The 15065-nt window shown below is 42.6% G+C and carries 12 protein-coding genes and 1 pseudogene; 3 read left to right on the forward strand and 10 right to left on the reverse strand.

Annotated elements, in window-relative coordinates:
• Positions 1-3 precede the first annotated feature (3 nt).
• Complete coding sequence (gltB, locus tag WC407_RS05785; protein WP_373021653.1) at positions 4-4437, reverse strand: glutamate synthase large subunit; 4434 nt, start codon at positions 4435-4437, stop codon at positions 4-6.
• A gap of 182 nt (positions 4438-4619) precedes the next feature.
• Between gltB and recO the strand changes: the two genes are divergently transcribed.
• Positions 4620-5237 (forward strand): recombination protein RecO, encoded by a 618-nt coding sequence (recO, locus tag WC407_RS05790; protein ID WP_373021654.1) that lies wholly within the window; start codon positions 4620-4622, stop codon positions 5235-5237.
• A gap of 48 nt (positions 5238-5285) precedes the next feature.
• Positions 5286-5543 carry a hypothetical protein gene (locus tag WC407_RS05795; protein ID WP_373021655.1) on the forward strand — a complete coding sequence of 86 codons (258 nt, stop codon included), beginning with the start codon at positions 5286-5288 and terminating at the stop codon, positions 5541-5543.
• Here the strand turns inward: WC407_RS05795 and WC407_RS05800 are convergent.
• From WC407_RS05800 to WC407_RS05825, 6 genes and pseudogenes are all read right to left on the reverse strand, one after another.
• Positions 5540-5944 carry an Rrf2 family transcriptional regulator gene (locus WC407_RS05800; RefSeq protein ID WP_373021656.1) on the reverse strand — a complete coding sequence of 135 codons (405 nt, stop codon included), beginning with the start codon at positions 5942-5944 and terminating at the stop codon, positions 5540-5542. The two genes, WC407_RS05795 and WC407_RS05800, sit on opposite strands and share 4 nt — an antisense overlap.
• Complete coding sequence (locus WC407_RS05805; protein ID WP_373021657.1) at positions 5944-6387, reverse strand: DUF4395 domain-containing protein; 444 nt, start codon at positions 6385-6387, stop codon at positions 5944-5946. Before WC407_RS05805 ends, WC407_RS05800 begins: the two co-directional genes overlap by 1 nt.
• Positions 6388-6513: 126 nt before the next feature.
• Positions 6514-6885, reverse strand: a complete 372-nt coding sequence (locus WC407_RS05810) for a response regulator (RefSeq protein WP_373021658.1) — start codon at positions 6883-6885, stop codon at positions 6514-6516.
• The gene (locus WC407_RS05815; protein WP_373022060.1) at positions 6882-7343 is read right to left on the reverse strand and encodes a CZB domain-containing protein; all 462 of its coding nucleotides are present in this window, start codon (positions 7341-7343) and stop codon (positions 6882-6884) included. Before WC407_RS05815 ends, WC407_RS05810 begins: the two co-directional genes overlap by 4 nt.
• A 3-nt stretch (positions 7344-7346) precedes the next feature.
• Positions 7347-8204, reverse strand: a pseudogene (locus tag WC407_RS05820) (methyl-accepting chemotaxis protein); the annotation flags it as partial.
• A complete protein-coding gene (locus WC407_RS05825; RefSeq protein WP_373021659.1) occupies positions 8205-10103 on the reverse strand; it encodes an ATP-binding protein in 1899 nt (632 codons plus the stop codon).
• Between the two features lie 147 nt (positions 10104-10250).
• Between WC407_RS05825 and WC407_RS05830 the strand changes: the two genes are divergently transcribed.
• Complete coding sequence (locus tag WC407_RS05830) at positions 10251-10763, forward strand: rhodanese-like domain-containing protein (protein ID WP_373021660.1); 513 nt, start codon at positions 10251-10253, stop codon at positions 10761-10763.
• Between the two features lie 18 nt (positions 10764-10781).
• On the opposite strand, the gene WC407_RS05835 is transcribed toward WC407_RS05830, so the two are convergent.
• From WC407_RS05835 to trmA, 3 genes are read right to left on the reverse strand one after another with little or no spacing between them, the layout of a single operon-like run.
• Positions 10782-12092, reverse strand: a complete 1311-nt coding sequence (locus tag WC407_RS05835; RefSeq protein ID WP_373021661.1) for a phospholipase A — start codon at positions 12090-12092, stop codon at positions 10782-10784.
• Positions 12093-12115: 23 nt separating this feature from the next.
• A complete protein-coding gene (locus WC407_RS05840) occupies positions 12116-13951 on the reverse strand; it encodes a hypothetical protein (protein ID WP_373021662.1) in 1836 nt (611 codons plus the stop codon).
• Positions 13948-15063, reverse strand: coding sequence for a tRNA (uridine(54)-C5)-methyltransferase TrmA (gene trmA / locus WC407_RS05845; RefSeq protein WP_373021663.1), 1116 nt, complete (start codon positions 15061-15063; stop codon positions 13948-13950). The genes WC407_RS05840 and trmA overlap by 4 nt, the downstream gene beginning before the upstream one ends.
• Positions 15064-15065 lie beyond the last annotated feature (2 nt).

Genomic DNA, 15065 nt, shown 5'->3' on the forward strand with positions numbered 1-15065 from the left:
ATTTTAGTCCCCTTTATCAGGATTAAGTGGCAATTTGGTTAAGTTTTTCGGGCGAACCAACCAGAAATTTCGAATCTCAACACGGAAATTTTTGAGCAAGCTTTGCGCCATTTCACTTTCCGTTTCTGCAATGTACTCTTTTAACAATCGCTTTAGATAATGACGTGCTTCATCCCCATCATCGGTATCAATGCGGAGTGCATCAATCAACTCACGGTTAACATTTTCGACAAAACTGTGATCACGGTCATACACAAACGCAAAACCGCCGGTCATACCTGCACCAAAGTTAATACCTGTTTTACCCAAAATTACCACAACACCGCCGGTCATATATTCACACGCATTGTCTCCAGTACCTTCAACAATAGCCAATGCACCTGAGTTACGTACTGCGAAACGCTCCCCTACTGAACCGGAGATAAAGAGCTTACCGCCAGTAGCACCATACAGGCAGGTGTTACCGCCGGCACTGAAACGCTCCCCTTGATTTTTGGATTTGATCACGATTTTACCGCCGTGCATCCCTTTACCGATGTAGTCGTTCGCAACCCCTTCGAGATGGATTGATACCCCGTTAATCAAGAAAGCTCCCAAGGCTTGACCTGCAATACCTTTGAGCTGGAGGCGAATCGTATCGGATTTAAGACCGCTATCCCCGTAGTACTGAGCAATTTCTCCACTGATTCGAGCACCAAAGCTACGATTTAAGTTACAAATGTCACGAACCATACGGATAGGACGTTCCGGATTTTTAATCGCATCCATCGCTTCGGAAAGAACCTCTTTTTCAAACTCATTGCTGTCAAACGGCTCATTGCTTGGAGCTTGACACGTATTAAATCCCTCTTCGCGGTGCAAAACAGAACTAAAGTCAAATTTTTTCGCGAATTCGGTATCAACGACTTTAAGCAAATCGCTTCTCCCGACCATCTCTTCCATCGTTTTATAACCCAATTGAGCCATGATTTTACGGACATCTTCGGCTAAGTAGGTAAAATAGTTGATAAGTTGCTCAACCGTACCGTTAAAATATTCACTACGCAATTTTTCGTTTTGGGTTGCAATACCCACGGAACATTTGTTGACGTGACAGATGCGAAGCATTTTACATCCGATGATCGTCAATGCACCCGTACCGAAGGCATAACTCTCAGCACCTAACAATGCCGCTTTAACAATATCTTGACCGGTTTTAAGTCCGCCGTCGGTTTGGACGTGAACCAATCCGCGAAGATTATTTGCTTTGAGAGCATTATGCGCTTCAGAGAGACCGAGTTCCCACGGATTCCCCGCAAACTTGATCGAAGTCAATGGTGCTGCACCGGTTCCACCGTCTCCGCCGGAGATGATGATTTTATCTGCGTATGCTTTGGCAACACCGGCAGCAATGGTTCCAACACCTGCAGAAGAGACGAGCTTAACCGCTACTTTTGCATTTGGGTTGACCTGTTTCATATCGAAAATCAACTGTGCCAGATCTTCGATTGAATAGATATCATGATGCGGCGGAGGTGAAATTAAAGTTACTCCCGGCATCGTGTAGCGAAGACGTGCGATAAGACCGCTTACTTTATGCCCAGGAAGTTGTCCCCCCTCACCCGGTTTTGCCCCTTGGGCTACTTTAATCTGAATCTCTTCCGCAGAACGAAGATACGCAGGAGTGACACCGAAACGTCCCGATGCCACCTGTTTGATTTTAGAGTTTTTGAGGGTTCCGAAACGTGCCGCATCTTCACCCCCCTCCCCTGAGTTACTTTGTGCCCCGATCGTGTTCATAGCTACAGCCACACACTCATGTGCTTCCGGAGAAATCGAGCCCAAAGACATTGCTGCTGACGCGAATCGTTTGAAAATAGCTTCTTTCGGTTCTACTTCAGAAATATCGATGCTTGGGCGGTCCGATTTAAATTCGAAAAAATCTCGGATAAATTTTTGTCCGCGACCGTTCACCAATGCACTGAGTTTATCAAAATCTTCCCGTTTGCCGGTTTTGGAAACACGATGGATCGCGTGAATTACATCCGGATTGAAATCATGGTGCTCTTGTCCGTTGTAAAATTTGTAATATCCCCCGATTTTAAGCGGAAAAATACGGTTAAATCCACCCACCTCAAACGCATCTTTATGATTGCGTTCCAAACGCGCATCAATATCATCATACGAAAGTCCCGGAATCATTGCATGGGACTCTCCGAAACACTCATGTACAATCTCTTTGCTCAAACCGATAACATCGAATAATCCTGAGTTACGATAAGAGGCGATAGTTGCGATTCCCATTTTGGACATAATTTTAAGTAATCCGGCATTCAATGCGTGGTGTACCGATTTAAAGGCTTCCGAACAGTTCACTTCATTGACACTGTTTTCTGCACGAGCGGCTACCGTAGCGAACAGAAGGCTTGGGTAAACCGCACTTGCACCGTACGCGATCAGTGTTGCAGCACCGTGAGAATCGATCACTTCGGACGTACACGCAACAATCGATACCAAATGGCGGATACGTGCATCCAACAGTGCACGACTGATTCGTCCAACCGCCATTGCCATCGGAATCGCTTTATGTTCTTTGTCAAAACCGCTATCATCAAGGATAACAATACGGACACCCTCTTCGCGGACTGCTTTGACCACGTGATCCACCAACGTTTCAAGCGCGGCTTTTAAGGCACCTTTATACGTCGTTGAAAATTCCTGATTCGTATAAAAAGACTGATATCTCGGAGATTTTTTATCCCCAAACGATTTAAGCACTTCGAGCTTTTCTCGAATAATGATCGGTGAAATCGCTTTGAGGCGGTTCGCATGAGAAGGGATCTCATCCAAAATATTATGAGTTTCACCAAAACCGGTATTCAAACTCATGACTACTTTTTCGCGGATAGGGTCAATCGGAGGATTGGTCACTTGGGCGAAACGTTGTTTGAAATAATCAGAGAAGTGACGTTGAACGCTGCTGAACGCCGCCAAAGGGGTATCATCCCCCATCGATCCGACTGCCTCTTTGCCATCGCGCATCATCGGTTCGATAACCTGTTCAACCACCTCTTGGGTAATATTGAAGTAACGTTGACGTGCAATCAAGTTTGTCGCATCGTATTCACAACGGGTTACGTATTGCTCATCCACATGTTCTTGAAGATAGATCATGTGGTCGTTGAGCCATTTCATATAGGGATTCGATGATTTTAGGTATTGGTTAATATCTTCATCTTTGAGTACTTTACCGAATTTCAAATCCAATCCGATCATTTGACCCGATTGCAATCGTCCGCGCTCTTTGATCTGATCTTCGGAAATATCAATAACTCCGTATTCACTTGCAATCAGGAGCGTATCATCATGAGTAATAATGTATTTAGAAGGGCGAAGACCGTTACGATCGAGTACACACCCGATATAGCGACCATCGGTGAGAGAAAACGCCGCAGGACCGTCCCATGCTTCAAATACGGTAGAGTGGTACTCATAAAATGCACGCAGTTTTGGGTCCATATGAGGAGCATTTTGCCATGGAGCAGGGATAACGGCACGTGCCGCTTTGAAGAAATCCATACCGTTGATGATCAAAAATTCAAAAAAGTTATCGGCACTTGCACTGTCCGATCCACCCGGCTGAAGAATAGGAAGAAGTCGTGCAATCTCTTCATCGGTGAAGACTTCACTTTTTATCGATTCGGACTTGACTGCAACATTAAAACGGTTCGCTTCCACCGAGTTGATCTCACCATTGTGTGCAACGGCGCGGAACGGCTGAGCTAAGCGCCATTTCGGAAGGGTATTCGTAGAAAAACGTTGGTGAAAAAGGGCAAAAGAGATTTTGAAATTTTCATTTTGAAGATCAGTATAAAATTCTTTAATATGAGTGGGCATAATCAGCCCTTTATACGAAATTACCCGTGAAGACATTGATGCAATATAAAAATCTTCATCATCCACCAAAGCATGTTCGGTCTCTTTACGGCTAAGATAAACCAACGCATCAAAACGTCGAGAAGCCATTAAAGAATTAGCGGTAATAAAAAGATGGTGAATTTGAGGCAACGATGCAAGTGCTTGTTCTCCAAGAGCATTCGTATCTACAGGTACAATTCGGTTCAAAACCACTTTCAAGTCATTATTGACACAAATTTTTTCAAAGGTTGCCAACTGTGAAGCATCGCGGGTAAAAATCACCGCAACAGCATACATTTCCGGAAGTTCTATCCCATTTTCTGATGCGGTTGAACGCATAAAATCATGAGGAATTGAGAGCAACAGTCCACTTCCATCACCGGTTTTGCCATCTGCTGCAACAGCACCGCGGTGCATCATCCGCTCTAATGCGGTTATCGCGTTTTCCAGATTCTCATGAGAGGGGCGGTTTTTAATATTGGCGATCAAACCAAATCCGCAGTTATCTTTAAATGAACGTAATAAATCTCGGTATTCCACTGGAATCGTCACCTTTCACCGGAAAGTTTTCGGCAAATTGATATTTTTTAATCTCTTTTTAAACATAAGTAGTCTAAAGGGAGATGAAATTTACTTATTTTAACGTTTCTTAGGTTAAAAATGATTAAAATGACAAAGATTATAAAAAAATTTCGCGTCAAGCGTGTAGAGTAGAACCAAATATGCAGGGATTTATCATAAAACTCAACCGCGCTCGCGATGAAGATATGATCGTCACTATCATAACCGAAAAAGACTTAACGACCCTTTATCGCTTTTTCGGAGCACGCCACAGCCCCATTAATATGGGATTTAAAATCGACTTTGAAGTTGAATATTCGATTAAAACTTCCATCGGACGATTGCGTGATGTTATCCATCTGGGATACCCATGGATGAACCAATATGACCGGATACGATTATGGCAGCAGTTTATCTCGCTGTTTTATCCTCATTTGCAGCAATCGGAAGAGATTGGATCGTTTTATTTTGAACTGCTAAACAATGCGGCACGTTTATGGAGTGATCAAAATCCAAAGCGTCTAGCCATTGAATCGTATGTCAAATTACTCGATTACGAAGGGCGGCTGCATCGTCAAATGGAGTGCTTCTTTTGTGATCAGCCTATCACCGATAATGTCTCGTTGATACGTGCTTTTTTACCGGCGCACAAAGAGTGTTCACACACCTTGTCCATCAATACTAAAGGACTCGAATGGCTCTACACTCATGCATCTACTCTGTTTTTAGATGATGCAGAAATCGAACGCCTGTGGTATGTAGTCAATGAAGGTCTATAATGGAACTTTATTTGCTTGTGATGGGAATATTAGAACTATTGGATAATTATGCGTAAAAATAAAGCTGCTGAAGCTATCTTTTCAAAATACTCTGAACCTAAAGCCGCTCCCATTGATATGTTTACGGCATACCGCTCTACCAAAAAACGAAAAGGGGGCAGCCTCAACGACTTTTACCATGAAGTTCATGCTGCCAATAGCAAAAAAACACAACATCCTTATAATAATAAAAATGCAACAGAAATTGAATCAATCATGGTGCATAACCGTCGTCTTATCGAAGCGTCAGGCACGTATAAACATTAAATTTCATAGTAATGCGGTTGATACGCCTGATCGAGTTCCGAAAGTTTCATTTCGAACAGTGAACGCATTTTATCTTCTATATCTCTCCAAAAGTATTCTAAGATAAGACTTGACCCCACATTACCCTCTATATTATAAAACGGCCCCTCTAACGCTTCTATGATTTCAATTACCTCAATCTCATTGGCAGGACGTGAAAGTTTGTATCCACCTGAAGCTCCTCGTAAACCAACCACCAAATGATTTCGACGCAAAATAGAGAGAAGCTGCTCCAAATAACCATGAGATATTCGTGTCATAGCTGAAATCTCACGTACCTGCATTGATCTTCCACGCGGTGCATGACACAACACATGCATCGCAGCAAGACCATAGATTGCCTTAGAAGATAATGCTGCCATTATCTAAATCCTTGTGGATAAACTTTCTTGGCAATATAATATATTTTACATGCAATACAATAACCGAAAAATAATTCTAAACTTGCACAAAAAAGATAAATAGCGGCAGTAGCATCAACAGCCAGCTTAATTCCGAGAAGATCAAAAATCACCAGAGCTACCGTAAATCCGACTCCAAAAAAAGCGGCTAATCGCTTGGCTCCCGCATCTTCCATTTTGGCAGGTATAGAAAACTTCTTTTGAATAATCAATGAAAGATTTTGAATCGGACTAAAATGTTTATATCCGTATAAACGAAGTAAAAAATCGATTATTAAGAGTAGCAAAAGACTTAACACACCGGTAACCAAATAAGCTGCTACCACACTTATAACAAAGAATGTATTGATACGAACCGTATTTGCATCAATTTGACGAAAAATCAATGGGCATTGCTGAGCCATCACATCTCCTTTTTTTATCACCATATTAAAATAACAATATCTTATTGTCAAGTATCCATACTAAATTACTATGGTATAGAGTTGCAGGTCAAAAAAAAAAAAGGGGGCTTACCCCCAATGCTAAAATCAATGACGTTCGTGAACCAATTCACGAACTTTTTTCTCTACTGCTGCCAAGGAATCAAACGGTTTTAAAAGATAATGATCTGCACCCACTTTATGTGAATGTAATACTTTATCCAAAGTAGAATACGCCGTCATCATAATCACAACGCATTCAGGGTCTTTGGTCTTGATCTCTTCAAGGACACTCAGCCCATCTTTATGCGGCATCATAATATCAAGCAAAACACCATCATACGCTCCGGCACGAAATCGTGAGAGAGCATTGATCGGATTATCATAATACTCTATTTTAAAATCTTTTGATCGCCCTAACGCTTTTTCTAACATCGTACCGATAGAAGGTTCATCATCCACAATCATCAAACGTATCATTTTAATCCTCCAAATAAATGCTCAATGGCAGTTCCCATCAAATCTTCTGTTTTTTCCGCAACCAAAAGATCCAATGCTGCAAAGACTTCTGTACTTGCTTCTTCAATCGTTTTAATACGCTGTTCAATTTGGGAACGTGAACACAATTTTTTTCCGTCACCGCAATCCGAGATTAGCGCATTAGCTTGCGTATGTACTTGTGCATGCGGTCCTTCAAGACGACCATAGGATTTGAGTGTGCCAAACTGCTCTTTTCCTACTCCGCCATCGTACCATTTGCCAAGGCGACAATTATGGTGATCAACTGCGTTGAAATTGCTCTCTTGCCCAAATAAGAAAGCGTACACATTGTTTTTGTAAATAACATGATCAATTTTTGCCAAATTGCTAAAAATATAATTGCTGATATCCATAATCTCATACACACTGCGAGACGCATTACGTTGAAAGATTGCCATTCGATCCGACAGCTGCGTAACCTCCCCTTTCGTACTCGAGACGATAGTGGAAAGCTCTTCGGTAGCGGTTTCGATTTCATTGGTGTCTTGTTCCATCGACTGAATAACTATTTCAATCTCTTTGGTCGCTTTTTGGGTTCGTTCCGCCAATTTTCGTACCTCATCGGCTACAACCGCAAAACCTCTTCCGTGTTCACCTGCACGTGCCGCTTCAATTGCAGCATTAAGGGCTAAAAGATTGGTCTGGTCCGCAATATCTTTGATCAATGAGACAACACTCGATACCTCATGTGAACGCGACACCAGAGCAGCTGTCGTCGAAAGAGTCCCCTCCATCAATTCTGCCAATTTATTCATATCGGCGTCCACGTGATTGGCAATTTTAAGTCCCTCATCGGATCCTTGTGCCGTTTCACGCGATTGTTCCACCATGTCTTTGAGTTTGTCGAGAATATCCATAAATACTTTTTGGGTAGCACTTAATGCACCGCGGATACTTTGTTGATGCATTTCCAAGAGATGGTTATCTTCACCTCCGACAATAGAGGCTTTGGTTAAGATAAATCCTTTAGTACCGTTCCCGAGGTTTTTGCTTATAACCGAAGCTTCGCACTCTCCGACAACAATCTCTTTTGCCTCAGTAAGTAATTCTCTAATAACCGCTTCTTTATTCGAAATCGCATCTGCTCGTGTATTAAAAAAGATCGCCTCGCCTCTTTCGTTTAAAACAACGACAGCCTCTTTGTCACTCAACGCAGCAATCTCTTTGTAAAGTTGTACTTCGGCGGCTAAACGATCACGTTCTATACGTAATTCTTCTGCTTCTTTCTTATATTTCTTTACTTCTGTACCAAAAAACATCTATTTGCTCTCCCCATACGTTTTCAAAATAATTTCGAATACGGCACCATGGTTTTCATTAGTGACGCGGATCGTTCCCCCATGTTTATCAATAATGGCTTTTGCAACATTCAACCCGATACCCATACTCTTTTTTTTCTCTCCGCTGATTGCGAAATCAAATATCCCATTCACAATCGATTCAGGTATTCCTCCCGCATTATCGATGAGTTGAATAACGATCTCTTCGGAATCACAGTGAAACTTGATATCGATATGACGATTCTCATACGCTATTGTACCTTTTTCAAATTCATCTAGAGCATTATTTAAAATAATAATCCACACTTGTTCAAGTCGAGTCGAGATTCCCATGGTCATACATCCCGATGGATCGTATACGGTAGCTGGTGAAAATATCTCACCGTTAATCGTAATAGGAACAACATGTTTAGCCCGATTCATCACAATGCGTAAAGCATAAATCAATGTCATATGGACATTACACGGCTTCATCTCCTCTTTACCCGTACCGGCAAATTCATACATAGAACTTACAATCGATTCGATCCGTACTATCCCCTCATCAATCGACTTGAAAAATTCTTCCGCATCACTCATTGCATCTGTGCACTCCCATTTGAGCAATTCCAAATTCCCTTTAATATAGGTAATCGGGGTATTGATCTCATGCGTAATCGCTGCAGCCAACCGTCCGACGGTAATCAGTTTAGCATCGCTTAATCGCTCTTCTTTAAGCCGTTCCAAATACGTGACATCAACAAAATAAAGGATATGATACTCTTCACTACGAATCATAGGGTTAGGCATAGAACTAATGTGTACCGTATAATAGCGTTTCGTCTGATTCGTATCCACTGAAACAATTCTGCCTGAAATATCACCGCTGCGTGTAAGGATAAAGATCGTTTCCAATATCTCTTTCTGAGAGTTTTTATGAGATAAAATCGGAGTCAGAACATCATGATCTTCTGACATCCATGTCCATACATCGCACGAAGCAAAAAAATCCTCACTGCTCTGATAACCATTAAGCTCTAAAAATTTGCGATTGACTAAAACAGGTTCATATCGATGGTTAAAAAGGATAGCGAGTGACGTATCATAATCAATCAGATGCTCCATACTGACCAAGATGGCCCGATTCATTTCACTGACATCCTGACCTATAAAAACAATCTCTTCAATCTCACCTCTTTTGTCACGTATTGCATACACGGTGGCATCAACGGTAACCGCCGCTCCATTTACATTAAGCAATTCAATAATCCCCCGATGGATCTCCCCTGCTTTAAGTCTTTCGCGTATTAAAGAACGTAAATAGACCCAAAATCGGCGTTCGACAAATCGCATCCAATGGGAATCAATCATCGATTCAGAGGGAAAACCAAGTAATTTGGTCAAAAGATCGTTCACTTCGATAATTATCCCATTCTCTTCCATACGTACTAAAAGAGAAGTTTTTGATATGGCTCCGAACATAAGATTAATTTGTTTATAGGCCTTTTGTGCCTGTTTGGCCTCGATTGAGTGGTGAATCAACCGTTCAGCTACCTTTTTAACGGCACTGGGTAAAAGGGGTTTGAGAAGATATTTATCCACACCGACATCAATCGCCTGTAAAAACAGATCACTGCCGTGTGCACTGGAGATCACTACTGTTTTGATATTGGGATTTCGGAATTTACTGATACTGATGGTATCAAAGACATCGGGAGTCATAGAAGTAGGATGTAAGATAAGCAAATCTATGTCATCAAACTGGCTGGGAAAATCCCCTCTGATGGTTACATGAGCATCAACCGTTTTTAAAATCTCATAAAATGGGTCTAAGACCGCACCCTCCTGATTTTTAAATACCCAATCACTGACATAAACGATTTGACTGACTTCTACCATAGTACCACATTGTATTTATTTATTTTATTGCTTAAGATTATATCCCTGTTCCCTTACACTGACGTTATAATGTATATTTTCATCTTTCTATTATTTTTTTCCGATACAATCCGCACCATAATTCAAGATATCACAAATGGAAGTGCGATGAAAAAAATATTATTGATCCTGCTCGCTTGCACGGCATTAAGTGCTGATGACATATATGAAGGGGATCTAACCGCTAACGAAGCGCATGAGATGCAAAAAAAAGGGGAAGCGATCATCGTCGATGTCCGCACAACCCTCGAGTATATCTATACGGGACACGGCGAGGGATTTATCAATATTCCCGCATACGAGTGGACCTACATCCCAAAATCGATCGAAGAGCGGGTAAAAAGTTCTGAATTTGAGTTAAAAACCGATAAACCCAAAGGGCACATTGACATCCAAAAACTCTATGACGCTAAAGAGGTCTTTAACAAAAATTTCGTCACCGATGTCATGAAGGCAATGAAATTGCGTAATGTTCATGCCGTCATTCTCGTATGCCGAAGCGGCCCCCGTTCCAGTGCGGCAGCCAATCTCCTCGCCAAAGAGGGGATCAAAGCCTACAATTTGGAAAACGGATTTATGTTCGGATGGAAAGAGGCGAAATTGCCGTATGACGGGTATTAAGAGTTCCCCCTCTTTTTATCAAAACCACTCTCGGGAGAAAGAAAAGCCAAATAACACTTTAGTGACAGACCGGTCATAATCGATCAAACTTTCTCCGTACCCATTAAAAAACTTGACATACCAAAACGTATTTTCTGAATTTAAAAATGGGTACGACCAGTGTAGATCGATTGCTCCCCTATTTTTTCCCCCAATACTCAGATTATTGCGAAACAATGCACCGATTTCATGTTTTTCGTACAGATATTTAATTGTGATATCGCCGTATCCGAGATAGTCTTGAATATTCGGATTGTCATCACCCGGATAGTTTGGCTCATACGTTCCCGATATTGGGTTAACGGCACCCTCATAATATCCGTTGTATTTTTTCTTTTCAGGAATTTTATACCACACACGGGTAGAGAGAAAAAGGTTGTCCCACTGCCACATCCCTCTAAGATAAAGGCGATTCCAAGAGCGTGAACGGTAACCGTCCTGCCCGTTTGATTCATGCAGAAAACCCAATTGCGCAACTTTCAGGCCGTATATATCATTGACTGCTCCCGATACAGGAAATTCGATAAAAATTTCAGGCGAATACAATGTCTCACGAAAAGGGGCCGAATTGCTGTAGCTCTGCCACCACACTTTTTGGGTGTAGGCAAAATTGAGATTTTCGTTCCAGCCGAAAAGATTATACATAAGCATTTTTGTCAGACTGATCTGAAATTCTGCTTCCGTGTTACTGTATTGATCTTGCTGAACGGCATTGTTATTAGGAGGGGTAGTAGATGAGGGATGCGGATACTTATGGGTCGAATAACCGATCGGCAAAATAAAATTGGTTTCATACGGACGCAGTCCGAAGAAGTCTCCGTAAAGAATTGAGTCCACTAAGGTAGCTGTTTCGGAGGTATTGGTATCTATATGACGCAATATATTGGCGGTACCCTCTTTGTTGGTAGCAGGATTCATCTGATCATGAAGACTCTCAAAAAAAGATTTTTTTTCTTTTTTTTCTTCCGTTTCTGCTGTCAAGGTATAGCTGTACTCTGAAGCAGCCTGCTGAAACCAAAATGCCGCTTTTTTATAATTAACCCCGACACCGAGGCCGTTTTGATACATATAGGCAAGACGATAGATAGAAGGCTTGATCCCTTTATTTGCTTCCTCTTCAAGCAACGGGAGTGCCTTGTCATACACATGTTCATTAAAATATTTTTCACCGCTGAGATTACTGTCCGCCACATATTCAGCGGCCTTTGCCCAATATGGATAAAAAATACACACGCAAAGTAAGATCAAACTTTTAATATCAGGAGATACCGTGTCTCTTTGACGATCCATATTCACTCCTTGACTTGATTAGTTTATCTTTTGATAACGTCGCTCTCTTTTACCCACAAATTCTCATCCTCACGCGTCGCTGTCCACACTCGATTGACAAAGTACCCTGTAATATGTACCCATCCGTTTGACGGACTTCCCGCTGTGAAAGATCGGCGTTCTTCCCATGTATCGACCTGAGCTCCGCCGGGAGCCGTGTATATCGGTGCATTGGTTGCCATACGATAGGCGGATGATCCCCTTTTTTTCGGAGCAGGAGGAGTAGAAGTTGACGCGATAGGTTTTGCTGAAACCGGAGGAACTGTTTTTTTAGCACTCTCCGGTACCGTAACACTTTTCGCCGTTAATTTCGTGGCAGTTTGAGGTGCGGCAACTGCGACTGCTCTAACAACTACCGGTTTAGGCTGAGGAGGAATTACAGCTTTAGCAAGCTTGCTTTTTTGACGTTCTAACTCCAAGGAAAGTTTATCGATCTGGCGGCGAGCGGATTCATCCACTTTGGTCACAATCTTCTCTTGAACAACTGGACGGTCTTTATAAACTACCTTCTCTTGAATCACCGGACGGTCTTTGTAAACCACTTTTTCCTGTGTCACAATGCGATCTTGATAAACCACTTTCTCTTGCGGGACGATTTTCTCTTTAATGACCACTTTTGCCGGAGCGTTTTTCAAATTGGCAATGGTCGTTTGAGCGGTGGCAAGTTCACTTTGCAGCGCTTTGATTTTCTCCGTCGGCTCGACCACTTTGGTCACAATCTTCTCTTGAACGACGGGACGGTCTTTGTAAACCACTTTTTCCTGCGTCACGATACGATCTTGATAAACCACTTTCTCTTGTGGGACGATTTTCTCTTTAATGACCACTTTTGCCGGAGCGTTTTTCAAATTGGCAATGGTCGTTTGAGCGGTGGCAAGTTCACTTTGCAGCGCTTTTATTTTCTCCGTCGGCTCGACCACTTTGGTCACAATCTTCTCTTGAACGACGGGACGGTCTTTATAAACTACCTTCTCTTGAATCACCGGACGATCTTTGTAAACCACTTTTTCCTGTGTCACGACACGGTCTTTATAGATCACTTTTGCACCGGAGGTACTCTTTAAATTAGCAATAACGGTTTGAGCAGCAGAGAGTTCACTTTGCAGTGCTTTGATTTTCTCGGTCGGTTCGACCACTTTCGTCACAATCTTCTCTTGAATCACCGGACGGTCTTTATAGACCACTTTTTCTGCTAATACGGCTTGGGTAGGGGCACTTTGCAATCGTGCTATTGTCGCTTGTGCTTTTGAGAGATCGGCTTGCATCGTTTGAAGCTTCACGCTGGCATCGGCAGCCGGATGCGCTGCAACGGCTTTATTCAACTTGCGCGTAAGTTCATCTTTCTCCTCTTTGAGAGTTGCAAGGGCACTTTTTAGACTCTCTCGCTCAATTTTACTTACTTTTACCGTATTAATATTTTGCCGTAAACTCTCGTTTTGCGTTACTGCTTCACGATACTGTTTATCACGTGATGTCAGCATCTGTTCCATATTTTTGATAATGCCGATTTTTTGGGAAAGCTCATGATTTAAATCACGGCTTTGTGTTTCAAGGCGCGTAAGAGCGGCATTGTTTTCCTTAATCTGCGTCTCCAACGAAGCTATACGGCTTTGATATCCGTTTAGTTTTCCGGTCGCATCTTTACGCTCTGCTTCGCATTGCTGATAAAGCTTCGGCTCAATACCTAAAACGGCACTCTGACCTTGCCGGCACTCTTCGTATTTTTGACGCAGTTTAGCGACTTCACCAAGAATGCTTTGAGGTTCTGATGCCCCGTACAGATACCCCGCTGCTAACACGCTGATAAACAATCCTCTCATGTCAGCCCTTTTCTAATAAGTTTTACGCCCATCTCTAAGTGATGAGTATAAGGAAATTGATCGAACGCTGCCATCGCCGCAACCGTATGGGTGGAGGAGAGCAATTCCAAATCCCGTAACAGTGTTTCTGGATTGCACGAAATATAGAGCACATGGTCAAACCGCGAAGCAAATGCACACGGCTCTTCTCCCAGTCCTGCACGCGGAGGATCGACAAAAAGGGTTTTGAGGTGATAATGGGTTACATCAAGCCCCTCTAAACGGCGAAACTCGCGAGTACCGTCAAGCGCTTGGGTGAACTCTTCTGCGCTGAGGCGGACAAAATCGATATTATGTACCCCGTTTAACTCCATATTTTGTTTTGCAGCAAGGATAGAGGCTTTGGAAATCTCCGTGGCCAATACGGAATCAAATTTGGATGCAAACGGTATAGTAAAATTCCCCGCGCCGCAATAGAGTTCGAGTAAATCACCCCCGATACCCTCCAACTGGGCAAGTGACCATTCGATCATCTGTTCATTTACTGAGGCATTGGGCTGAGTAAAACTGTTTTCGATATGGACATAACGGTACACGTGCCCATCAATCTTCAAATGTTCCGTAACATAATCTTGGGATAAAACCATCTTTTGTCTGCGGCTTCGACCGATGAGATACACCCCCAAACGCTCCTGCAATACTAATGCTTTGGTTTTCCACTCTTCATCCAATGGCCGATGGTACAAAAGGCTTACACATACTTCACCGCTTGATGAAGAGAGAAAATCAACCCCAAAAAGCTTATGCCCTATCTCCAAATCAGCCACTTCCATCAACAACCGCTCCATCACCGATACGATGAGCGGTGAAACAATCGAACATTGGTTGATCATCACAGCACCTTGACGATCCAGTCGGCTCATCGCGTAGGAAATGACCCCGTCATTGTGATAGATTTTAAATTCCGCGCGGGAGCGATAGTGATCTGCAGGAGATTGAGCAACTTTAATTTCACCCTCATAAAAGTGGGCGAACATCTCACGTACCGACGAAAGTTTACGGGACAATTGTCCCTCATACCCCTCAGCATAGTCTCGACAACTGCCACAAATCCCGAAATACTCACACTGCACTT

The organism is Sulfuricurvum sp. (assembly GCF_041651515.1).
GTDB lineage: Bacteria > Campylobacterota > Campylobacteria > Campylobacterales > Sulfurimonadaceae > Sulfuricurvum.